Source organism: Pseudomonas sp. WT-JTC (genome assembly GCF_056711565.1).
On sequence record NZ_CM160042.1, the window covers coordinates 2,625,164 to 2,647,794 of the forward strand.

14 protein-coding genes, 1 rRNA gene and 1 pseudogene are annotated in these 22,631 nt (G+C 61.4%); 9 read left to right on the top strand and 7 right to left on the bottom strand.

What is annotated here, in order from left to right; translation table 11 throughout:
• The first annotated feature begins 9 nt into the window (after positions 1–9).
• Positions 10–125, top strand: a 5S ribosomal RNA gene (rrf, locus tag AC06G5_RS12060).
• 169 nt (positions 126–294) lie between these two features.
• On the opposite strand, the gene AC06G5_RS12065 is transcribed toward rrf, so the two are convergent.
• On the bottom strand, positions 295–960 hold the full coding sequence (locus tag AC06G5_RS12065; protein ID WP_413705096.1) for a LuxR C-terminal-related transcriptional regulator: 666 nt from the start codon (positions 958–960) through the stop codon (positions 295–297).
• A gap of 202 nt (positions 961–1,162) precedes the next feature.
• On the opposite strand from AC06G5_RS12065, the gene AC06G5_RS12070 reads away from it, so the two are divergent.
• Both AC06G5_RS12070 and AC06G5_RS12075 read left to right on the top strand, forming a co-directional pair.
• Positions 1,163–1,450: a PilZ domain-containing protein gene (locus AC06G5_RS12070; protein ID WP_413428837.1), complete on the top strand. Its 288-nt coding sequence runs from the start codon at positions 1,163–1,165 to the stop codon at positions 1,448–1,450.
• 89 nt (positions 1,451–1,539) lie between these two features.
• Positions 1,540–12,306 carry a VCBS domain-containing protein gene (locus tag AC06G5_RS12075; protein WP_480459541.1) on the top strand — a complete coding sequence of 3,589 codons (10,767 nt, stop codon included), beginning with the start codon at positions 1,540–1,542 and terminating at the stop codon, positions 12,304–12,306.
• Between the two features lie 138 nt (positions 12,307–12,444).
• Here the strand turns inward: AC06G5_RS12075 and pcaG are convergent, their stop codons facing one another.
• The 4 genes from pcaG to AC06G5_RS12095 all read right to left on the bottom strand — a co-directional run bounded on the left by pcaG (position 12,445) and on the right by AC06G5_RS12095 (position 15,812).
• Positions 12,445–13,047 (bottom strand): protocatechuate 3,4-dioxygenase subunit alpha, encoded by a 603-nt coding sequence (gene pcaG / locus AC06G5_RS12080; protein WP_480459542.1) that lies wholly within the window; start codon positions 13,045–13,047, stop codon positions 12,445–12,447.
• A 12-nt stretch (positions 13,048–13,059) separates the two neighbouring features.
• Positions 13,060–13,779, bottom strand: coding sequence for a protocatechuate 3,4-dioxygenase subunit beta (gene pcaH, locus AC06G5_RS12085; RefSeq protein ID WP_413422443.1), 720 nt, complete (start codon positions 13,777–13,779; stop codon positions 13,060–13,062).
• Between the two features lie 126 nt (positions 13,780–13,905).
• A complete protein-coding gene (gene pcaQ / locus AC06G5_RS12090; RefSeq protein ID WP_413705093.1) occupies positions 13,906–14,835 on the bottom strand; it encodes a pca operon transcription factor PcaQ in 930 nt (309 codons plus the stop codon).
• A gap of 20 nt (positions 14,836–14,855) precedes the next feature.
• Positions 14,856–15,812, bottom strand: a complete 957-nt coding sequence (locus AC06G5_RS12095) for a LysR family transcriptional regulator (protein ID WP_413422439.1) — start codon at positions 15,810–15,812, stop codon at positions 14,856–14,858.
• A 149-nt stretch (positions 15,813–15,961) separates the two neighbouring features.
• Between AC06G5_RS12095 and AC06G5_RS12100 the strand changes: the two genes are divergently transcribed.
• From AC06G5_RS12100 to AC06G5_RS12115, 4 genes are read left to right on the top strand one after another with little or no spacing between them, the layout of a single operon-like run.
• Positions 15,962–16,795: an amidohydrolase family protein gene (locus AC06G5_RS12100; protein WP_413422437.1), complete on the top strand. Its 834-nt coding sequence runs from the start codon at positions 15,962–15,964 to the stop codon at positions 16,793–16,795.
• 59 nt (positions 16,796–16,854) lie between these two features.
• Positions 16,855–18,201: an MFS transporter gene (locus tag AC06G5_RS12105; RefSeq protein WP_413422435.1), complete on the top strand. Its 1,347-nt coding sequence runs from the start codon at positions 16,855–16,857 to the stop codon at positions 18,199–18,201.
• Complete coding sequence (locus AC06G5_RS12110) at positions 18,201–18,941, top strand: SDR family NAD(P)-dependent oxidoreductase (RefSeq protein WP_480459543.1); 741 nt, start codon at positions 18,201–18,203, stop codon at positions 18,939–18,941. The genes AC06G5_RS12105 and AC06G5_RS12110 overlap by 1 nt, the downstream gene beginning before the upstream one ends.
• On the top strand, positions 18,938–19,732 hold the full coding sequence (locus AC06G5_RS12115) for a sugar phosphate isomerase/epimerase family protein (protein ID WP_480459545.1): 795 nt from the start codon (positions 18,938–18,940) through the stop codon (positions 19,730–19,732). The genes AC06G5_RS12110 and AC06G5_RS12115 overlap by 4 nt, the downstream gene beginning before the upstream one ends.
• Positions 19,733–19,756: 24 nt before the next feature.
• On the opposite strand, the gene AC06G5_RS12120 is transcribed toward AC06G5_RS12115, so the two are convergent.
• Complete coding sequence (locus AC06G5_RS12120; RefSeq protein ID WP_480459884.1) at positions 19,757–20,398, bottom strand: TetR family transcriptional regulator C-terminal domain-containing protein; 642 nt, start codon at positions 20,396–20,398, stop codon at positions 19,757–19,759.
• 173 nt (positions 20,399–20,571) lie between these two features.
• On the opposite strand from AC06G5_RS12120, the gene AC06G5_RS12125 reads away from it, so the two are divergent.
• Positions 20,572–21,237 carry a M24 family metallopeptidase gene (locus tag AC06G5_RS12125; RefSeq protein ID WP_413422428.1) on the top strand — a complete coding sequence of 222 codons (666 nt, stop codon included), beginning with the start codon at positions 20,572–20,574 and terminating at the stop codon, positions 21,235–21,237.
• Positions 21,238–21,254: 17 nt separating this feature from the next.
• Positions 21,255–21,374 (top strand): annotated as a pseudogene (locus tag AC06G5_RS12130) (gamma-glutamylcyclotransferase); the annotation flags it as partial.
• Between the two features lie 33 nt (positions 21,375–21,407).
• Here AC06G5_RS12130 and AC06G5_RS12135 read toward each other — a convergent pair.
• The gene (locus AC06G5_RS12135; RefSeq protein ID WP_480459546.1) at positions 21,408–22,412 is read right to left on the bottom strand and encodes an amidohydrolase family protein; all 1,005 of its coding nucleotides are present in this window, start codon (positions 22,410–22,412) and stop codon (positions 21,408–21,410) included.
• Between the last annotated feature and the right edge of the window lie 219 nt (positions 22,413–22,631).

Here is a 22,631-nt window from a genome sequence, read left to right on the forward strand (position 1 = left end):
CCCGAATTTCTTGACGACCATAGAGCGTTGGAACCACCTGATCCCATCCCGAACTCAGCAGTGAAACGATGCATCGCCGATGGTAGTGTGGGGTTTCCCCATGTGAGAGTAGGTCATCGTCAAGATTAAATTCCGAAACCCCTATCTGCATCTGCAGGTAGGGGTTTTGTTTTTGTCCCCCCTGTAGGAGCGAGCTCGCTCGCGAAAAACCCGAGCGCACCGCGGGGTACCAGGTTTCCCGCGCCATCGCTAACGTCCATCATCGAAACGCCGCCCGGCGTGCCACCGCAGTCCTCAGTCACTTGTGAAAAGCCCATGCTTGTGTGCGTAGGCATACAGATCCACGCGGTTCGTCAGGCCCAGCTTGCTGTAGATCGATGTCAAATGGTTGCGCAGCGTGTGCTCGCTGATGTGCAGCTTCTCGGCCACCAGCTTGCCAGGGGCTGAGGGGTCGCTGGCCAGCGATGCAATGGTCTGCTGCTCGCGACGCGTTAGCCTGGCGATTTTATGTTGCTCCGGATCTATATCCCGCTCGGCTTTCTTGCGCGCCAGTTCAAGGAAGATACGACTGGTCGCATTGCGGTCGATCCAGAGTTCGCCGTCATGCACTTTTTCTATGGCTTTGAGCAATGTTGAGGCGGATGCCGACTCCCGCTTATCCACTACACCACGTGCGCCCGCCAGCACCGCACTGTCATGTAGCGCCACGTCGCTCGACCCTGTCACTACCAGAATCTTGGCTTTGGTCTGGCTGTGCAAGTCGGCCAGCGACTCGATACAGTCCTCGCTGTCCAGGTCCAGTACCACCACATCTGGCGTGTATTGGTGCAGCGAAAGCAGGTATTGCGCCACCGACGACACCGAACCCGCCAGCATCAACCTCGGTTGAGCGCTTTCCACCAGACGCTCAAGACCCCAGGCCACGAGCGGTAGAGCAACTAGCAGGACTTGAATTGGCATGCGGTTCGCTGCCTCTTTAGGCGGGTTGTGTTAGCTGATCATGATAGCAATCGTTGCAGCCTGTAGCTTTTTTCTATAGCGCTTCGGGCAACCCCTCCCATGACATTTGTCCCGTAAAACACTGTTTTCATGGCTGATTGACTCCCAGAAAAAAGGGATAGCGCGCTCATGTAAAAAACAAGGGTCCTTTTAGACTGCAGCCATGAAAGGCACATACCGAGTTGAGCCCCGTGAACAAGTCACCCTGTCGCTGAAACTGACCGGTGGGAGCCACGGTGTCACCCGTGACATCAGCGCCTCCGGTTTGTATTTCGAAACCGATAGCGAGCAGCAACTGGGTAGCTTGATTGAATTCGAGATCGAACTCGACACTCCCGGCGGCCCCATGAAGTTCAAGGCGCAAGGACAAATCGTGCGCATTGAGCCACAGGGTGGCAGGACCGGGGCGGGCGTGAAACTGCTGACCAGCCGGCTGGTGCCGGTTGAGTGAGGTGTTCGTGGGGTGAGGAAGAATCGGCCTGTGGCTGTTAGCGGTCCACAGCGGTTTTTTGCTCAGGGTGACATTCTTGGGAGAAAGACATGGCTAGCACTACAACTACCAGCGGCGGAACCGTTACCTCGTTTTCCAACACGCCGCAGGCGAAGGATGACATCTTCAGCACCACTGAAAACCTGTTGGGGGTCGTCTATTGGGACGTCATGTCCAATGACCTCGGTGGAAACGCGAAGACACTCTGGTCACTCGACAACGCGGACAGTCTTTCTACGGCCACCAAGACTTATGCTCCGGCCGACCTCCTGACCCAGGATACGGCGAGGGCCGAGGCGACAAGTTCTGACACCAGTTTGAATGGTGCAAAGATCTGGATCACCTCGGACGGTAAGGTCGGCTACGACGCCGCCACTTTCTCATCTGCGTTCAAGGAACAACTCCAGGCGCTTGCCACTGGCGAGCTCCTGACGGACAGCTTTACCTATGCGATTCGCCTCGGCAACGGAACGCTCAGTTGGGCTACTGCGACGGTGCAGTTTTCGGGCGTGAATAATGGTGTGACGATCAGTCTCGGCGCACAGGCCGGCACGGTGACCGAAGACGCCAACACCACTGCGAGCACGACCGACTCGCTGACGGCCAGCGGCACGATTGTCTTTAACGACGTCGACCTGAGTGACACGCACATGGTGACGTTCGCGCCGGCGGGGGGCAACGCTACTCATCTTGGTACGTTCATGCTCTCGTCGGTAAGCGAAGCCGCGAATGCTGCCAACGGTTCGGTGCAATGGACGTACAACCTGAACAATGCGGCAGCGCAGTACCTGGCCCAGGGACAGACAGTAACCGAAACTTACCTGGTCACCATCAGCGATGGTCATGGGTCGTCGGCAACGCAGAATGTGACCATCACTATTACCGGCACCAATGACGCACCGACGGTGACGGCGGCAGAAGTCGAAAGCGGGGCAGTGACCGAAGACGGCACCACGGTGGCCAGCGGCAGCTTCGCCTTCGGCGACGTCGACCTGGCTGATGATGCCCATGTGGCCAGCGTGAGTGCACCGTCCGGTGCGCTGGGTACGCTGGTGGCCAATGTCAGCGACGAGAGCACCGGCGACGCGGCGGGTAGCGTGGGCTGGACCTATACCCTGAACAACAGCGCGGCGCAGTACCTGGTCGCGGGCCAGACCAAGAGCGAAGTGTTCACGGTGACGCTGACCGATGACTTCGGGGCGACGGTGAGCAAGAACGTGACGATCACCCTGACCGGCACCAATGATGCGCCGACAGTGACCGCGGCCGAAGTCGAAAGCGGGGCGGTGACCGAAGACGGCACCACGGTGGCCAGCGGCAGCTTTGCCTTCGGCGACGTCGATCTGGCCGATGACGCCCATGTGGCCAGCGTGAGCGCACCGTCCGGTGCGCTGGGTACGCTGGTGGCCAATGTCAGCGACGAGAGCACCGGCGACGCGGCGGGCAGCGTGGGCTGGACCTACACGCTGAACAACAGCGCGGCGCAGTACCTGGCGGCGGGCCAGACCAAGACCGAAGTGTTCACGGTGACGCTGACCGACGACTTCGGGGCGACGGTGAGCAAGAATGTGACGATCACCCTGACCGGGACCAATGACGCGCCGACGGTGACGGCGGCAGAAGTCGAAAGCGGTGCGGTGACCGAAGACGGCACCACGGTGGCCAGCGGCAGCTTTGCCTTCGGCGACGTCGATCTGGCCGATGACGCCCATGTGGCCAGCGTGAGCGCACCGTCCGGTGTGCTGGGTACGCTGGTGGCCAATGTCAGCGATGAGAGCACCGGCGACGCGGCGGGCAGCGTGGGCTGGACCTACACGCTGAACAACAGCGCGGCGCAGTACCTGGCGGCGGGCCAGACCAAGGCCGAAGTGTTCACGGTGACGCTGACCGATGACTTCGGGGCGACAGTGAGCAAGAGCGTGACGATCACGCTGACCGGGACCAACGACCGGCCAACGTTGACCATCGGCGACACGACCGGGGCGATGAGCGAAGGCAACGGTGTCGCCACCCTGAGCGACAGCGGGGCACTGAGCTTCGCCGACCTGGACAGCAATGACGTCGTCACGGTCAGTCAGAGTTCGAATCATGATATCGTCTGGAGCGGCGGCACCCTCGGTGCGGCGCAGGCCGCGGCGCTGGTGGCCGGCTTCTCGGTCGATCAGCACAACTGGCACTACAGCAGCAGCGAGAACCTGGACTTCCTGCGCGCTGGCGAAACCATCAGTTTCTCCTACAGCGTGGTCGCCAGCGACAACAGCGGCACGGCCAACGCCGTCTCGGCAGCGCAGACGGTGACCATCACCCTGACCGGCACCAATGACCGGCCGACGCTGAGCATCGGCGACACGAGCGGTGCGATGAACGAAGGCGACGGCGCGGCTACGCTGAGCGACAGTGGGGCGCTGAGCTTCGCCGACCTGGACAGCAATGACGTTGTCACGGTCAGTCAGAGTTCGAACCACGATATTGTCTGGAGCGGCGGCACCCTCGGTGCGGCGCAGGCTGCCGCGTTGGTCGCCGGTTTCTCGGTCGATCAGACCAGCTGGCACTACAGCAGCAGCGAGAACCTGGATTTCCTGCGTGCCGGTGAAACCATCAGCTTCTCCTACAGCGTGGTCGCCAGCGACAACAGCGGTGCGGCCAACGCCGTATCGGCAGCGCAGACGGTGAGCATCACCCTGACCGGAACCAACGACCGGCCGACGCTGAGCATCGGCGACGCGAGCGGAGCGATGAACGAAGGCAACGGCGCCGCCACCCTGAGCGACAGCGGGGCCCTGAGCTTCGCCGACCTGGACAGCAATGACATCGTGACGGTCAGCCAGACCGCCAATAACGATCTGGTCTGGAGCGGCGGCACCCTCGGTGCGGTGCAGGCCGCCGCGCTGGTGGCCGGCTTCTCGGTCGATCAGTCCAGCTGGAGCTACAGCAGCAGCGAGAACCTGGATTTCCTGAGCGCCGGCGAAACCATCAGCTTCTCCTACAGCGTGGTGGCCAGCGACAACAGCGGCGCGGCCAACGCCGTCTCGGTAGCGCAGACGGTGACCATCACCCTGACCGGCACCAACGACCGGCCAACCCTGAGCGTCGGCGACGCGAGCGGAGCGATGAACGAAGGCAACGGCGCCGCCACGCTGAGCGACAGCGGGGTGCTGAGCTTCGCCGACCTGGACAGCAATGACGTCGTCACGATCAGTCAGAGTTCGAACCACGATATCGTCTGGAGCGGCGGCACCCTCGGTGCGGCGCAGGCTGCGGCGCTGGTCGCCGGTTTCTCGGTCGATCAGACCAGCTGGCACTACAGCAGCAGCGAGAACCTGGATTTCCTGCGTGCCGGCGAAACCATCAGCTTCTCCTACAGCGTGGTGGCCAGCGACAACAGCGGTACGGCCAACGCAACCTCCGCGGCGCAGAGCGTCACCATCACCATTACCGGCAGCAATGACGCACCGGTACTCAGCTTCGCGACCGGCAACGATGTTGGCACCGTGCAGGAAGACACCACCCTCAGCGTCAGCGGTCAGTTCAGCTCGACCGACATCGATCACGATGCCACGACCAGCTGGACCATCAATGGCTCGCCAACTGGAACCTACGGCGCGATCGCGGTGGACAGCACCGGCCAATGGACGTACACCCTGGCCAACGGCACCAATGGTATTGCCAGTGCGGTGCAGTCGCTGCAGGCGGGCGAGAGCCACGATGAAGTGTTCAGCGTGCAGGTCAGCGATGGCCTCGGCGGGGTGGACACCCAGCTGGTGACCGTCACCGTCACCGGCAGCAACGACGCACCGGTGCTCAGTTTCGTGACCGGCAACGATGTTGGCACCGTGCAGGAAGACACCACGCTCAGCGTCAGCGGTCAGTTCAGCTCGACCGACATCGATCACGATGCCACGGCGACCTGGAGCATCAATGGCTCGCCAACTGGAACCTACGGCGCGATCGCGGTGGACAGCACCGGCCAATGGACGTACACCCTGGCCAACGGCACCAATGGTATTGCCAGTGCGGTGCAGTCGCTGCAGGCGGGCGAGAGCCACGATGAAGTGTTCAGCGTGCAGGTCAGCGATGGCCTCGGCGGGGTGGACACCCAGCTGGTGACCGTCACCGTCACCGGCAGCAACGACGCACCGGTGCTCAGTTTCGTGACCGGCAACGATGTTGGCACCGTGCAGGAAGACACCACGCTCAGCGTCAGCGGCCAATTCAGCTCGGCCGACATCGATCACGATGCCACGGCGACCTGGAGCATCAATGGCTCGCCAACTGGAACCTATGGCGCGATCGCGGTCGACAGCAGCGGCCAGTGGACGTACACCCTGGCCAACGGCACCGATGGTATTGCCAGTGCGGTGCAGTCGCTGCAGGCGGGCGAGAGCCACGATGACGTGTTCAGCGTGCAGGTCAGCGATGGCCTCGGCGGGGTGGACACCCAGCTGGTGACCGTCACCGTCACCGGCAGCAACGATGCGCCAGTGCTCAGTTTCGCGGAGGGCAATGCTGCCGGCGCGGTGCAGGAAGACACCACCCTCAGCGTCAGCGGCCAATTCAGCTCGGCCGACATCGATCACGATGCCACGGCGACCTGGAGCATCAATGGCTCGCCAACTGGAACCTACGGCGCGATCGCGGTGGACAGCACCGGCCAATGGACGTACACCCTGGCCAACGGCACCAATGGTATTGCCAGTGCGGTGCAGTCGCTGCAGGCGGGCGAGAGCCACGATGAAGTGTTCAGCGTGCAGGTCAGCGATGGCCTCGGCGGGGTGGACACCCAGCTGGTGACCGTCACCGTCACCGGCAGCAACGACGCACCGGTGCTCAGTTTCGTGACCGGCAACGATGTTGGCACCGTGCAGGAAGACACCACGCTCAGCGTCAGCGGCCAATTCAGCTCGGCCGACATCGATCACGATGCCACGGCGACCTGGAGCATCAATGGCTCGCCAACTGGAACCTATGGCTCGATCGCGGTCGACAGCAGCGGCCAGTGGACGTACACCCTGGCCAACGGCACCGATGGCGTTGCCAGTGCGGTGCAGTCGCTGCAGGCGGGCGAGAGCCACGATGACGTGTTCAGCGTGCAGGTCAGCGATGGCCTCGGCGGGGTGGACACCCAGCTGGTGACCGTCACCGTCACCGGCAGCAACGATGCGCCAGTGCTCAGTTTCGCGGAGGGCAATGCTGCCGGCGCGGTGCAGGAAGACACCACCCTCAGCGTCAGCGGCCAATTCAGCTCGGCCGACATCGATCACGATGCCACGGCGACCTGGAGCATCAATGGCTCGCCAACTGGAACCTACGGCGCGATCGCGGTGGACACCACCGGCCAATGGACGTACACCCTGGCCAACGGCACCGATGGCGTTGCCAGTGCGGTGCAGTCGCTGCAGGCGGGCGAGAGCCACGATGACGTGTTCAGCGTGCAGGTCAGCGATGGCCTCGGCGGGGTGGACACCCAGCTGGTGACCGTCACCGTCACCGGCAGCAACGACGCACCGGTGCTCAGCTTCGTGACCGGCAACGATGTTGGCACCGTGAAGGAAGACACCACCCTCAGCGTCAGCGGTCAGTTCAGCTCGACCGACATCGATCACGATGCCACGGCGACCTGGAGCATCAATGGCTCGCCAACTGGAACCTATGGCTCGATCGCCGTGGACAGCAGCGGCCAGTGGACGTACACGCTGGCCAACGGCACCGATGGCGTTGCCAGTGCGGTGCAGTCGCTGCAGGCGGGCGAGAGCCACGATGACGTGTTCAGCGTGCAGGTCAGCGATGGCCTCGGCGGGGTGGACACCCAGCTGGTGACCGTCACCGTCACCGGCCGCAACGATGCGCCAGTGCTCAGCTTCGCGACCGGCAACGATGTTGGCGCGGTGCAGGAAGACACCACGCTCAGCGTGAGTGGCCAGTTCAGCTCGGCCGACATCGACCATGACGCCACGGCGACCTGGAGCATTGCCGGTACGGATACGGGCACCTACGGTTCGATCGCCGTGGACCACACCGGCCAGTGGACGTACACGCTGGCCAACGGCAGCGACGGTGTCGCCAGCGCGGTGCAGTCGCTGAAGGCGGGCGAGAGTCACAACGACGTGTTCAGCGTGCAGGTCAGCGACGGCCTGGGTGGCGTGGACACCCAACTGGTGACCGTCACCGTCACCGGCCGCAACGATGCGCCAGTGCTCAGCTTCGCGACCGGCAACGATGTTGGCGCGGTGCAGGAAGACACCACGCTCAGCGTGAATGGCCAGTTCAGCTCGGCCGACATCGACCACGACGCCACGGCGACCTGGAGCATTGCGGGTACGGATACGGGCACCTACGGTTCGATCGCGGTGGACAACACCGGCAAGTGGACTTACACGCTGGCCAATGGCAGCGACGGTGTCGCCAGCGCGGTGCAGTCGCTGCAGGCGGGCGAGAGCCACAACGAAGTGTTCAGCGTGCAGGTCAGCGACGGCCTCGGCGGGGTGGACACCCAGCTGGTGACCGTCACCGTCACCGGCAGCAATGACGCGCCCGTGCTCAGCTTCGCGACGGGCAATGATGCCAGCGCGGTGCAGGAAGACACCACGCTCAGCGTCATCGGTCAGTTCAGCTCGACCGACATCGACCACGACGCCACGGCGACCTGGAGCATTGCGGGTACGGATACGGGCACCTACGGTTCGATCGCGGTGGACAACACCGGCAAGTGGACTTACACCCTGGCCAATGGCACCGACGGTGTCGCCAGCGCGGTGCAGTCGCTGCAGGCGGGCGAGAGTCACAACGAAGTGTTCAGCGTGCAGGTCAGCGACGGCCTCGGCGGCGTCGACACCCAACTGGTGACTATCACCGTCACCGGCAGCAACGACGCCGCCGTGCTGTCCTCGGCCAGCGTTACGCTGAGCGAAACCAATGCTCCGCTGACCACCGGCGGCAGCCTGACCATTAGCGATATCGACAGCCCGGAAAGCTTCCAGGCGCAGTCCAACACCGCCGGCAGCTACGGCCAGTTCTCCGTCGGCACCGGCGGTGCCTGGACCTACGTCGCCAGTTCCGCCCACAACGAGTTCGCCGCCGGCACCACCTACACCGACACCTTCGCGGTGAGCAGTGCCGATGGCACCCTCACTTCGGTCACCGTGCATATCCTCGGCACCAATGATGCGGCCGTGCTGTCCGCCAACATCGCCAACCTCACCGAGACCAATGCTGCGCTGACCACCGCCGGCACCCTGACCATCAGCGACGTCGACAGCGCCGCAACCTTCGTCGCGCAAACCAACACCGCCGGCAGCTACGGCCAGTTCTCCATCGGCACCGGCGGTGCCTGGACCTACGTCGCCAGTTCCGCCCACAACGAGTTCGCCGCCGGCACCACCTACACCGACACCTTCGCGGTGAGCAGTGCCGACGGCACCCTCACTTCGGTCACCGTGCATATCCTCGGCACCAACGATGCGGCCGTGCTGTCCGCCGACATCGCCAACCTCACCGAGACCAATACCGCCGTCGACATTTCCACCGGCGGCACCCTGACCATCAGCGACGTCGACAGCGCCGCAACCTTCGTCGCCCAAACCAACACCACCGGCAGCTACGGCCAGTTCTCCATCGGCACCGGCGGTGCCTGGACCTATGTCGCCAGTTCCGCCCACAACGAGTTCGCTGCCGGTACCACCTACACCGACACCTTCGCGGTGAGCAGTGCCGACGGCACCCTCACTTCGGTCACCGTGCATATCGCCGGCAGCAACGACTCACCGACGATCACTTCCAACGGTGGCGGTGCGGCGGCTTCGATCAACGTGGCGGAGAACACCACGGCGGTCACGACGGTGGCGGCGACCGATGCTGATCTGCCGGCGCAAACGCTGGGCTACAGCATCGTCGGCGGAGCGGATGCCGCGAAGTTCTCGATCGTTTCAGGCACAGGCGTGCTGAGCTTTATCTCTGCACCCAACTTTGAAGCGCCGACTGATTCGGGGACGAACAACGTCTATGACGTGATTGTGCGGGCATCGGACGGCACGCTGTTTGACGACCAGGCGATCGCGGTAACCGTGACGGGAGTCAACGACAACTCCCCGGTGATCACCTCCAACGGTGGCGGTGCGACGGCTTCGATCAATGTGGCAGAGAACACCACGGCGGTCACGACGGTGGCGGCGACCGATGCTGATCTGCCGGCGCAAACGCTGGGCTACAGCATCGTCGGCGGAGCGGATGCCGCGAAGTTCTCGATCGTTTCAGGCACAGGCGTGCTGAGCTTTATCTCTGCACCCAACTTTGAAGCACCGACTGATTCGGGAACGAACAACGTCTATGACGTGATTGTGCGGGCGTCGGACGGCACGCTGTTTGACGACCAGGCGATCGCGGTAACCGTGACGGGCGTCAACGACAACTCACCGGTGATCAGCTCCAACGGTGGTGGTGCAACGGCTTCGGTCAACGTGGCGGAGAACACCACGGCGGTCACGACAGTGCTGGCGACCGATGCTGATCTGCCGGCGCAGACGCTGAGCTACTCGATCCTGAATACGGCCGGGACGGACTTCAGCAGGTTCTCGATCAGTTCGAGCGGGGTGCTGACGTTCACTTCGGCGCCCGATTACGAGAATCCCCAGGATATCGGTGGCACCGACGGCGACAACGCCTACGTTGTGGACGTTCAGGTGGCCGACGGCAATGGCGGAACCGACACGCAGACCATTACGGTAAACGTGCAGAACGTCGTTGAGACGCCAGTTGATACCGTGGCTCCAACAGTGACTTCCATTACTGCGTCCCCAATGTTAGAGAACAACGTAAGCGGCAAAATAACCATCACATTCAGTGAAGCTGTGATTAACTTCGATATCAGTGATTTCAGTGTCACCGCAGGCCGCGGAACCCTCAGCAACTTCTCCGGTAGCGGCACTACTTATACAGTGGATTTCACAAGAACCGGCAATGGATCTGTAAAAGCCAGCATTGCAAACACCTACACGGACTTGGCTGGTAATACGGGTGTTGCGTACACCTCTAGCGCAAATCTCCCGGCAGGTGTGGCTGGCGAACCCATCAATCTAGCCCTCAACGTTCCGTCGGCCGATATCAGCGGCCCGATAACGGTGGCCATCAGCGGTGTTCCCTCGGGCTGGAGGTTCAATGCAGGTACCGACAACGGCGACGGCACCTGGACCGTGCAAACCAGCGATCCCGGCGCATTGACTGTGACAACTCCAAGCGACTTCGCCGGTGCGTTGGTGCTCGATGTCAACATGCACTGGAGCAACAGCGATGGCAGCACCGCCAGCGCCAATGTGTTCAACAACGTCGAAGTCTATGCCCCGGGCACGCCGATCTTCGCCTTGTCCGCCGACGACAACCTGACCGGCTCGTCCGGTGCCGACACCTTCGTCTTCGCCCAGCCGATCGGCAACAACGTCATTTACAGCTTCGACGCGGCGGCGGACAAGATCGACTTGATCGGCTTCACGGGCGTCAACGATTTTGCGGATGTGAGTATCGTCAACGACGCGAACGGCAATGCCGTGCTCAGCATCAGCGCCGACCAGACGATCACGGTCAAAGGTGTGGATGCGGCGGCGTTGAGCGGGGCCAACCTGCTGTTCGATGTGGACCCGGTCACGACCAATACGGGCACCATCACCATTGCCGACGGCGCGATCATGCCGTTCGGTGGCCGCATCGACAACAGCGGCACCATAGCGCTCGGCTCCACCGGCCGCGGGACCGATCTCGAGATTCTGTTCCGTGGCGCGACGTTGACCGGTGGCGGCCAAGTGGTTCTGTCCGACAGCGCACATAACGTGATTTTTGGAGGCAGTGCAGACACGGTGCTCACCAATGCCGACAACACCATCTCGGGTGCCGGCCAGTTGGGTGCGGGGCAGATGATGCTGGTCAACTCGGGCCTGATCCTGGCCAGCGGCGTCAATGCGCTGGTGATCGATACCGGTAGCAACGCCGTCACCAACACTGGCGTGCTGCAAGCGAGCGGCAGCGGCGGATTGGTGATTGAAAGTGCGCTCGTCAACAGCGGCAGCCTGTGGGCGAACGATGGCAATATCACCATCCACGGAGATGCCACAGGCGCAGGAAACGCGACTATCAGCGGTTCGGCGATGCTGGAGTTCGGTGCTGCCTCCGATCAGCATGTGACGTTTGACAGCGGTGCGGCAGGCACGCTGAAGCTCGACATGTCGACGGCGTTCAGTGGCAGCGTCAGCGGATTTGCCGAAGGTGACAGGCTGGATTTTGGCGATATTGCGTTCGGCGCCAATACGCAGATTACCTATGCAGCGAATGACGCAGGCACCGGCGGCCTGTTGATCGTGAACGACGGCGCGCACGCGACGCAGGTCGCGCTCAATGGCCAATACGCGGCGGCGGGATTGCAGGCGAACACCGAGGGCAGCGGCAGTGAGCTCGCCTACGATGCAGCGGCGGCAAACCACACGATGCTGGGCGGCCTGGCCAACGACATTCTGGTCGGCGGTGCGGGTGACGATCTGTTCATCGGCGGGCTGGGCGACGACACGCTCAACGGCGGCCTCGGCAACGATACCTTCGCGTTTGCTGCCGCAGGCTTCGGCAACGACTCGATTCAGGGCTTCGACGTCGATCCGGCCGGAGGGCAGGACTTGCTCAACATCGCGGGGCTGGGGATCAGCAGCGAGACGTTCGCTGCCAACGTGAGCATTACGGCTGATGGGGCGGACACGCTGATCGGGATCGGAATGGACTCTATTCGCCTTGTCGGTGTTAACAGTGCGGGTATCGATCAGGCGGACTTTATCCTGTCGGCATGATGCGTTTGCTGCTGGTCGCACATTGATGCGCGGTTGCAGAGCCCATCGCGGATAAATCCGCGGTGGGCTCTGTGCGTGACGCTGGCAACTGCGCTCGCGCAAAGGCGGATCGGGTATCTCAACACGGTGCGTGCGTCGTTAGAAATCGAAGAACACCGTTTCCGATTCGCCTTGAAGGCGGATATCGAAGCGGTAGGCCAACTTCCCGTCAACCGTGCAGCGCCTGGCGATCAGGGATTCACGCCGATGTGGCTGTTCGATCAGGTTCAATACGGGATCCACTGCATTGGCCTCGGATTCGTCGTCGAAATACAGCCGCGTCTGCAAGTGAATGTTGATGCCCCGAGCGAACAGCGACACATTGATATGCGCTGCCATCGGCACACCCGAGGCGTTCTTCACCAGGCCAGGTTTCACGGTTTCGATCGTCCATTCACCGACATCCGTGGTGGCCGTACGGCCAAAGCCGTTGAATGGTTTTTCCTGATCGTAAGCGGTGTCGTAGAGGCCGTCGTGGTTCGCCTGCCAGAACTCCAGAAATGCGTCACGAATCAAATGCCCATTGCCATCGTAAACGTGACCCATCAATAGAATGTGCTCACCGGGCGCGCCCGGTTTAGCCATGACGTTCCAGATTTCCTGCTCGCGCGGCGGGTTGCCGGCCGCCTCCAGTGCCAGTCCGATATGCACATAGGGGCCGGCCGTTTGCGACGGGGTTTCAGGCAGCAGTTGAACGGGCATGTGCAGGCCTCCTCAGCAGTTTTCGAAGTGAGTCTTGCGCTGGCCGCGCAGGACGATATCAAAGCGATAAGCCAGGCAATCCATAGGATTGGCCATGCTCATATCAAGCCTGGCGATCAGGCTCTGCACCGCGTCCGGATTGGCGATCGACTTGACGATCGGGCACATGGGGATGAGCGGATCACCTTCGAAATACAGCTGGGTAATCAGGCGCGTGGAAATTGACGGGCCACTGATGGAGACATGGATATGGGCCGGCCGCCAGTCGTTGGGGCCGTTGCGCCATGGATAGGGGCCGGGCTTGACCGTGCGGAAGCTGTAGTTGCCATCGCGGTCGGTCAATGCACGGCCGACGCCGCCGAAATTCGGATCAAGGGGAGCCAGATAACTGTCTTTTTTATGCCGGTAACGGCCACCGGCATTGGCTTGCCACATCTCCACCAGGGTATGGGGAATCGGCTTGCCGTACTGATCGCAAACCCGACCCGCGACAATGATGCGTTCGCCAACGGGCAAGCCGCCATGATTGAAGTTCACCAGCAGATCGTTATCGTGCCGGCCCAGTTTCAGGTGGGAAAAATCCGGACCGCTGGTTTCCGATAACGATTGAGGGATGCTCACCAGTGCCTGGCGGGGGGATCGCGGGATCGAAGTCTTGTAGTCAGGCGTCAGGGCTTTGGGGTGCCAGTTACGGTCACGAATGACGAAGCGGCTGTCATGCGCATCAGACATGTCGGTCTTCCTGTTGTCAGGGTTAGTCAGAGGCAAGCGCTACATTGGCGGCTACCTGTGGCTCAGTCTCCCTCGTTGCGCCCCAACCCGAAATTGAAAAAACCGACTTTATCCATATCCAAAAGGTTATGGATATTTCCCCTCACGATATTCTTGCCCGACCTCCCGCAGAGCCTCCACGCACCACTGCGCTGCCGGTGTCACAGGCATCGCAGGGTTTGTACATAACCCTACAGAACCGCCTGGCTCACGCATCCTCAGATCCAACTCCACCAACTCACCTTGCCGCAAGTCCTGTCGGACTGCGTCGAGAGGCGCGATCCAGATTGCCTGACTGCATTGCACGTAGCGCCGGCTCAGGGCTACCGACAGGGTTTCCAGGCGTTGGCGTGACGGGGTAATTCCGTGCTGCACAAACAGGCCGTCGGCGAATTTCCGGATCGTCGTTCCCGCCAATGGCAATACCACTGGATAGTCTTCGAGGTTTTTATGCCCCAGTGGATCGGTCAGCAGCGGATGGCCGCAACGTACCACCAGGGTCATGGATTCGCTGTAAAGGTGCTCGAACGACAAGCCGAGAATCGATGGGCTATCGGTCATTCTGCCAATCACCAGATCCAGCTCACCGACACGCAGTTGGGACAATAGGTAAGCGCTTGGCCCGGTCACGACACTGACCGTCAACGCGGGTTGTCGGTCGTGCAGACGGCAGACAACTTCAGGAACCAACAGGCTTTCGACGGTGGATAGCACGCCCAGTCGTACGGTAATCGGCTCATGTACACCGGAGCGCAGGCTGTTGACCCCTTCACGTAGCGATTGCACGCTCGGTCCCGCATAGTGCAAAAAGGCCACTCCGGCCTCGGTCAGTGTCGAGCCCTTTTTTCCCCGCTCAAACAACGTGGCAGCCAGCAGGGTTTCCAGTTCCTTCAGCGTTTTGGAGAGCGCTGGCTGGCTGATTGCCAACTTGTCGCAAGCTCGTGCCAGGCTGCCCTGGCGCGCGACCTCGAGAAAGCAGACAAGATGACGGAATTTGATTCGGGTATCGATGTTCAATCTGTGCGCTGCCTTCGTGGTTATCGGTCGACATTCGGCAGTTCGCAGCCGGGGATCACTCGTCCCAGTTTGACCGCCTGGCGATAAAGCACCTGCATGAGCTGCATGGCGGATTCGCCAAGCGGCTCAAACCGCGAGTAGACAAAGCTGATATCGAAATGAATCGCCTCAACCAGCGGTACGACGATCAGGCCACTGTCCTGGGCCACGAACTCATCAATGATGGTCAGCCCCATGCCTTGCTTGACCAGGGCGACCGCTTCGTTGGCATTGGTGAAATTCAGCATGGAGCACAGGTTCAGGCCCTGGCGTTCGATCTCGTCGGCCAGCAGCCGGCCAAAAGGCATGTCGGGGCGAAACAGCAACAACGGCTGGTCGACCAGTTCGTGCAGTGACAATGAAGATCGGTGGGCAAAGGGGTGATCAGCCGGCATTACACAGACCATGCGTGCGCGCATGAAGGCCAGCGAGTGCAGGTGGTCATGGATCAGCGGCAGCGCCGAAACAGCCAGGTCGACTTTCTTCGAGAGGATCTGGTTGGGCATGTCGCCCATCAGCGTGGTTTGCCATTCAATGTTGAGCGATGGCAATTCCCGCTTGAGTCGGGCCAGGGCGAACGGGATGACCACCGTCGACAGTGAAGCACTGCAGCAGATGCGCAGCTGACGGTGGGGGCCGTTGGCCAGGGCCAACGCACACTCATTGACGGCCAGCGCAGCCTGGTAGACACGCTCGACTTCCCGGTAAAGGGTCACGGCTTCGGCGGTGGGCACCAGGCGATTGTTGATGCGCTGGAACAGGCGGTAGACCAGCCGACTCTCGATATAGGTGATCAGCTTGCTGACTGCCGGCTGCGACACGTAGAGCATTTTTGCCGCACCGCTGATCGAGCCGGTCAGCATCACCGCCCGGAACACTTCCATGTGCCGCAGTTTGAACAGCATCGTGTTGGCGTCGGGGCCTTCGCCGTAGGGCATGGGTCATTAACCTTTGGTTATTGTTCGAGCGATCTCTGTATGAGCGCTATTGATCGCCTGGTCGTATCTTCACTGCCACGGCATCGCCCACGCGGCGAACAATAACAAAGATCAGTGAGCAGGCGCAGTGACGCTTGGCGGGAGCAGCCTTGAGCATCTACGACGAACCCAAGATCGATTGCCATAACCATCTGTTTGACCCCGCGCGCTTTGCCTATCGCGCCGACACGATTTACGCACCCGCCGGGCAGGAGGTCGCGACCCTGGAGCAGTTCGGCCGGGTCATGGGCGCCTATGGTGTGCAACACGCTTTGCTGGTGGGGCCGAGCAGTGGCTACCGCACGGACAATCGTTGCCTGCTGCATGCGCTGGGGCAAAGCGAGGGCCGCTTCAAGGGGATTGCCGTTGTCGACCATGACACCGGCCTGGATGAACTGGCCGCGCTCAAGGAACAGGGCGTGGTGGGCATTGCGTTCAATCCCGCGCTGGAAGGCGTGGACGTCATGAGTGATGCGGCCGGGCTTTTCGGGCGGCTCGCCGAACTGGACCTGTTCGCCCAGATCCAGGTCCATGGCAACCAACTGGTCGAGTTGCTGGGCTTGATTGAATCGACTGCGCCGCGGCTGCTCATCGACCACTGTGGCCGTCCCGACGTCCGCGCAGGCCTCGGTCAGCCAGGGTTCCAGGCGCTACTGGGTCTGGCCGCGAGCGGCCGGGCCTGGGTGAAAATCTCCGGCATGCAGAAGTTCGCCGCTCACGATCATCTCGATGAGCAAGCCGGTGCCTACGTGCGGGCGCTGCTCCAGGCCTTTGGCCCGGATGCGTGCGTGTGGGGTTCGGATTGGCCGTTCATTCGCGAGCAATCGCGCGTGGACTACGGGCCGCTGCTCAAACTGGCCGAGCGACTGATGCCCGATTGCAGTGTAAGGCGAAAGGTGATGTGGGACACGCCACGGCGACTGTTCGGTTTTGGCGAGCATTGAGCCTGCCCAGGGCAGTTGCGCCACTAGTAATACCCCCGATAACAACAAGGAACAAAACGATGACGACCGACAATAGATTTGCGGCGGCAACGCTCGCCTGTCCGACGGCGCAAACCGCCAGAACCCGCACCCGATTCATGATCCTGGCGCTGATTTCCGGTGGCACCATGATCAACTACCTGGATCGCAGCGTCATGGGTATCGCCGCCCCCAGCATCAGTGCCGACCTGGGGCTGAATGCCGTCATGATGGGGCTCATCTTCTCGGCATTTTCCTGGACCTATGCCGCCGCGCAGATTCCCGGCGGCATCCTGATCGACCGGTTGGGCACGAAGTTCACCTATTGGCTGGCGCTGACGTTATGGTCGTTGTTCACCGGCCTGCAAGGTCTCGCCCAGGGCTTTCTCTCGTTACTGGGTTTTCGCCTGCTGGTGGGCGCCAGCGAAGCACCGTGCTTTCCCACCAATAGTCGGGTGGTCGCGACCTGGTTCCCGCAGAGCGAGCGCGCTCGGGCGACCGGCATCTACACCTTCGCCGAATACGTCGGGCTGGCGTTTCTCACGCCGTTGCTGTTCTGGGTGCTGCACGCCCATGGCTGGCGCGTACTGCTGATGGCGGTGGGCATCCTGGGTGTTCTTTATGGCCTGGTGTGGTGGCGCAAGTACCACGAGCCCCATGAGTCGATCACGGCCAATCAGGCCGAGCTCGACTACATCGCCGAAGGCGGCGGGGTGGTCGATGGGGGCCAGAAGGCCACGCGATTCTCCTGGTCGCAGATTCCTGCATTGCTCAAGCATCGCAACATGCTGGGGATCTGCCTGGGGCAGTTTGCCTGTAACTCGACGAACGTGTTTTTCCTGACCTGGTTCCCCACGTATCTGGTCACCGAGCGGCACATGCCCTGGCTTAAGGTAGGCTGGGTGGCGGTGCTGCCGTTCATTGCGGCTTCCCTGGGCACCCTGGCCGGAGGCTGGCTGTCGGACGCGTTGCTGCGCCGCGGTTACTCGTTGAATGTCGCGCGTAAGTTGCCGGTGATCGCAGGTCTTTTGACCGCATCGGTGATCGTGCTGGCCAATTACGTGGACTCCGACGCACTGGTGATCGCCATTCTGTGCGTGGCCTATTTCGCCCAGGGCATGTCGGCGCTGGCCTGGATGATCGTCTCCGATATCGCCCCCAAAGGCTTGCTCGGCTTGAGCGGTGGTGTGTTCAACCTGTTCGCCAATGCCGCCGGCATCGTCACCCCGTTGACCATCGGCGTCATTGTCACAACCACGGGCTCGTTCGTCTGGGCCCTGGCTTTCGTCTCCTCGATCACCGTACTGGGTGCGCTGTGTTACCTGTTCATGGTGCGCGATCTGCGCCGCCTGCCCGAAATCCAATCCGTTCAACAAGGAGCACTTTGATGACCCGATACCTTGAAGGCCAGACGGCCATCGTTACCGGCGGCATGCGTGGCATTGGCCTGGGCATTGCCCGTCGCTTGCACAAGGCTGGCGCGCAGATCGTCATCTGGGACCTGGCGGTCGATGGCTGGGACAGCGTCGCCAACGGCTTTGAACCGGTGATGCGGCAAGCCGTCAATGTCGCCTCACTGGCGTCCGTCGAGGCGGCTTTCGGCGAGGTCGTTGCCCAGCAGGGCGGCGTCAAAATCCTGGTCAACAATGCCGGTATCAATGGACCGGTAGCCCCTTGCTGGGAGTACCCGACAGCGGCCTGGGACCAGGTCATCGCCATCGACCTGACGGGCGTGTTCCATTGCTGCCGCACGGTCATCCCGCACATGCGCAAGCGCGGCTACGGGCGCATCGTCAATGTCGCCTCAATGGCCGGCAAGGACGGCGTGCAATACATCTCCGGTTATTCGGCGGCAAAGGCCGGTGTCATCGCATTTACCAAGGCAGCGGCCAAGGAGTTGGCCCAGGACGGCGTGCTGCTCAATTGCATTGCTCCGGCCATGGTGGAAACCGGGCTGATGGCGGAAATGACCCCGGAACACATTGCCGCGAGCAAGGCCAAGATTCCCATGGGGCGTTTCCTGCAAATCGAGGAGATCGCCAACATGGTGACCTGGATCGCCGGGCCCGAGTGCAGCTTCACCACAGGCTTTGTGTTCGACCTCAGTGGCGGCAGGGCCACCTATTGAGTGGCCTGGGTGTCGCGCACCTCACCGCGCTGGAGCTGGCGCCCGATGCCCTGGTACGAGAGGCGGCGCGCGCCGGTTTCAGTTCGGTCGGCCTGCGCCTGCACCCGGCCATGGCGGGTGGTGTCGCTTACCCGCTGGCGCCGGGCAGTCAGGCGCTGCAGCAGTTGAAGACGATGCTGGATAGCGAAGGCGTGGTGGTCAACGAGATCGAATTCGTCGAGCTGACGCCGCAAGTGGACGTCGCCGGGTTTGCGTCGCTGCTCGAGTCCGGGGCACAACTGGGGGCGCGTTGCCTCACTGTGTCGGGCGACGATCCGGAGCAATGCCGGCTCACGGACAATTTCGCTGCCGTGTGCGAGTTGGCTGCCGGTTATGGCCTGCGTGTGGATCTGGAATTCATGCGCTGGCGTCACATTGGCAACCTGCAACAGGCCGTCGCTTTGATCGCGGCGGCGGGGCAGGCCAACGGCGGCGTGCTGCTGGATGCGTTGCACCTGTTCCGCTCCGGCGGCAACGCCGCTGCCGTGGCTCAACTGGATCGGCGTTACATCCACGGTGTGCAGTGGTGCGATGCGCCGGGGCTGGCGCCCACGGGGGAGGGGATCATCCGCGAAGCCCGCGAGGGTCGCCTGCCGCCCGGTCAGGGACAGTTGCCCTTGGCCGAGTTGCTCGATGTCCTGCCACCCCGGCTGCACTGGAGCGTGGAAATCCCATGCCCCGCGACATGCGCACCTGAGCGGCTGGCTCAGGCTTTCTCGATCACCCGGGCCTGGTTGGCCAGCCATTCCTGATCCCCGGTGTTGGCAGGCTGTCGTTCAAGTTATAAATGCTGCGGCTTTAAATCCGTTCCCGATTTTTGGAACAACGCCGCTCAGCACCATCCGGGTAATGGTCGCCGCTGCGCACTTGTAGTCTGCGTCGTTCGGTTTTTGTGTGCCGGTAATGAGTGACATCTGCCATCCCAGATTGGTATAGATTCGGGTTGCCGACCAAATGAAGAGCATCAAATGTTCGGGATCAGCCGGCGCGAGCAGACCACGATCAATCCAGCTGCGCAGGCAATCGACGTTGCGCTGGGCCTCCACTTGCAGCAAGTTCTTGCACTCCTCAGGTAAATGTTTTCCACCAAACAACAGTTCGTGGCTAAAGACTTTTGAACTGAGAGGGTTTTCTTGAATGATGCGAATCCGGGCGTGTATGTAGGCCTGCAAGCCAGCCACCGGGTCGTCGCTTTCTCTTAATGCCGCTGAAGCTTTGAGCAGTGGCTCGACAAAACTCAGCAGTACTTGAGCGTATAGATTCTCTTTGCTTTGAAAGTAGTAATAGAGATTGGCCTTGGGAACCCCGGCACGCGCTGCGATATCACGGGTCTGGGTTGCGTCGAAGCCAGTCGCTGAAAACTCTTCGCTGGCGGCCTTCAGGATCAGGTGCTGATTGCGCTGGCGGATGCGAGTCACTGCGGGCTTGAGAGAGTGATCCAGCGCGCTGCATTGGTCACCGGTTGCGGTGTTGGCGATTGTCATAAGGTTGGGTCGAAGCCTGGGTCATGGCTTTATCTTTGAAATCAAGTATCGCAATATACAAAACTATATAGCGAATGGCCTGCACTTTCTTACCAAGGGAATGAATGATGAGTACGTTTTTGAGCGGCAAAGAAGCGGTAGGTGAGCGTTACGAACTGGAAACGATGCGTCATGCGCAGCAGATGACCTGGAAGGCTATCGACCGGATCGCCCGTGTCATCACACCCGGTATGCGTGAATCCGAGGCGCAGTTGCGAGGCAAAGAGATTCTGGCGGAACTGGGCATGGACCGGATCTGGCACCCGTTGCTGGTTCGCTTTGGCGCCAACACGCTCAAGACTTTCAAGCAACGCTCCGATGGCGACCCCGAGCTGGGGGCCGACGACATTTTCTTCATCGACATGGGGGTGGTGTGGCAAGGGCACGAAGGCGATGCCGGCGCGACCTTCACCACCGGCACCGATCCAGAAATGCTCGCCTGTGCCGCAGCGGCCAAGGAGCTGTTCAACCGGGTCGAAAGTTTCTGGCGCAGCGAGCGTGTTTCCGGGGTGGCGCTTTATGACTTTGCGGACGCTCAGGCACAGGCCATGGGATGGAAGCTCCACCTCGACATCAAAGGCCACAGAGTCAGCGATTTTCCCCACGCGATTTACCGGGGCGGCGACCTCGGGGATCTGGATCATTACCCGAACACCGGCCTGTGGATTCTGGAAATTCAGATCACCCATCCCGAGCGTCCGTTTGGCGCGTTCCATGAAGACTTGCTGATCTGAACAACTTCGGAGCTTCCATGTTCCATCCAACCGAGCAACCGGTAATGCTTTTCTCCTATGGCACCCTGCAAGATCAAGCCCTCCAGTTGTCCACTTTCGGGTTTGAGTCAAAAGGGCGGCCGGACAGCCTGCCGGGTCAAGTCAGGCTGAGTTTTCCGTGATGTTCGGGGTCAGGCGGTAAAGCCGAACAGGCGTTTTGGGGTTTCCCAAAGAATCTGCTGGCGGTCACTGGCATTCGGGAACATCTCGCCGAAGTTTGTCAGAACGGTACCTAACTCCATGTGTTGGTGCGCGCGCAAGAACGGCCAGTCCGTGCCCCACATGCAGTTTTCGGCAGTGAACGCCCGCAAAAGTGCAAGCTGGTATGGCTGGGCATCGGCATACGGGTAGCTCTGCCTGGAGTATTGCGACAGCCCGGAGAGTTTGACGAAGGTGCGTCCGTTGCCGGCAAGAGCCAGCAGTGCCTGGAAGGCCGGCTGTTGCAAGCCGACGCTGGCATCGGGCCGGCCGGAGTGGTCGATCAGCACGCGGGGGCGTGTGCGCTGCAGCAAGGGCAACAGTGCAAGCAGTTGATCGTCTTTCACCTGGATCTGGGCGAACAGGTCCAGCTCGGCCAGGCGTCCCATCAGGGTGTCGACCTTCAGGAAACGCTCGGGACCCAGCAGTGCCGCATTGAGCGCCACGCCGACTACACCTTGTGCCTTGTACTGCGCGAGCGTCTCGCTGGAGACATCGTTCGGCACCACGACGACACCTTTATGGCGGCCCTTGTTGCGCGCCAGCGTGTCCAGCAGACAACGGTTGTCGTAGCCATAGGCGGAGGTCGGCTGCACGATCACTGAATGGCGAATGCCATAGGCCTGCATGACCTGTTCGTAATACGCCGCGGGTCCGACCTCAGGCCCTGCCGGTTGGTAGGTGGAGTCAGTGGGGTAGGGGTATTGGGCAGGGTCGATCACATGATGGTGGCAATCGATCTTGGGTTGCGACAACAGGCTCAGTAGTTGGGAATCCATGACGGTGCCTGGCAATTGATGGGGGTCTTCCTTGTTGTTGAGTGAGGTGGCCTGGCTCAGGATCGGCATGCCGAGCGCGGTGCTGGCTGTCAGCACAATGGAGCTTTTCTTGAGCAGCGAGCGGCGGGAAAAACCGCTGTCATCGAGACGCGTGACCATGTTCAAACCCCTATTTTATTAGTATGTGCGGCTACGGAGAGTCAATCACCGCTACCGCCGTCAAGGCAGTAGCGTCGACCTTAAGGCAAGCGTTTCCCGATCGTCGCCTGTGAAGTCATTAAGCAGTTATCGGTTTTTTTTATCGGCATTCCTGTATGGCCGCGCGGCACGCCTCAAATATCCGATAAACAAAACAGATACCCGTTTAAGGATTTCCCA

What these genes read in the sequence shown, in the direction of transcription:
- AC06G5_RS12125 (WP_413422428.1), top strand. Translation starts at nt 20,572, where the DNA reads ATGAGTACGTTTTTGAGCGGCAAAGAAGCGGTAGGTGAGCGTTACGAA.
- AC06G5_RS12070 (WP_413428837.1), top strand. Translation starts at nt 1,163, where the DNA reads ATGAAAGGCACATACCGAGTTGAGCCCCGTGAACAAGTCACCCTGTCG.
- AC06G5_RS12075 (WP_480459541.1), top strand. Translation starts at nt 1,540, where the DNA reads ATGGCTAGCACTACAACTACCAGCGGCGGAACCGTTACCTCGTTTTCC.
- AC06G5_RS12095 (WP_413422439.1), bottom strand. Translation starts at nt 15,812, where the DNA reads ATGCCCTACGGCGAAGGCCCCGACGCCAACACGATGCTGTTCAAACTG.
- pcaG (WP_480459542.1), bottom strand. Translation starts at nt 13,047, where the DNA reads ATGCCCGTTCAACTGCTGCCTGAAACCCCGTCGCAAACGGCCGGCCCC.
- AC06G5_RS12065 (WP_413705096.1), bottom strand. Translation starts at nt 960, where the DNA reads ATGCCAATTCAAGTCCTGCTAGTTGCTCTACCGCTCGTGGCCTGGGGT.
- AC06G5_RS12105 (WP_413422435.1), top strand. Translation starts at nt 16,855, where the DNA reads ATGACGACCGACAATAGATTTGCGGCGGCAACGCTCGCCTGTCCGACG.
- pcaH (WP_413422443.1), bottom strand. Translation starts at nt 13,779, where the DNA reads ATGTCTGATGCGCATGACAGCCGCTTCGTCATTCGTGACCGTAACTGG.
- AC06G5_RS12135 (WP_480459546.1), bottom strand. Translation starts at nt 22,412, where the DNA reads ATGGTCACGCGTCTCGATGACAGCGGTTTTTCCCGCCGCTCGCTGCTC.
- AC06G5_RS12110 (WP_480459543.1), top strand. Translation starts at nt 18,201, where the DNA reads ATGACCCGATACCTTGAAGGCCAGACGGCCATCGTTACCGGCGGCATG.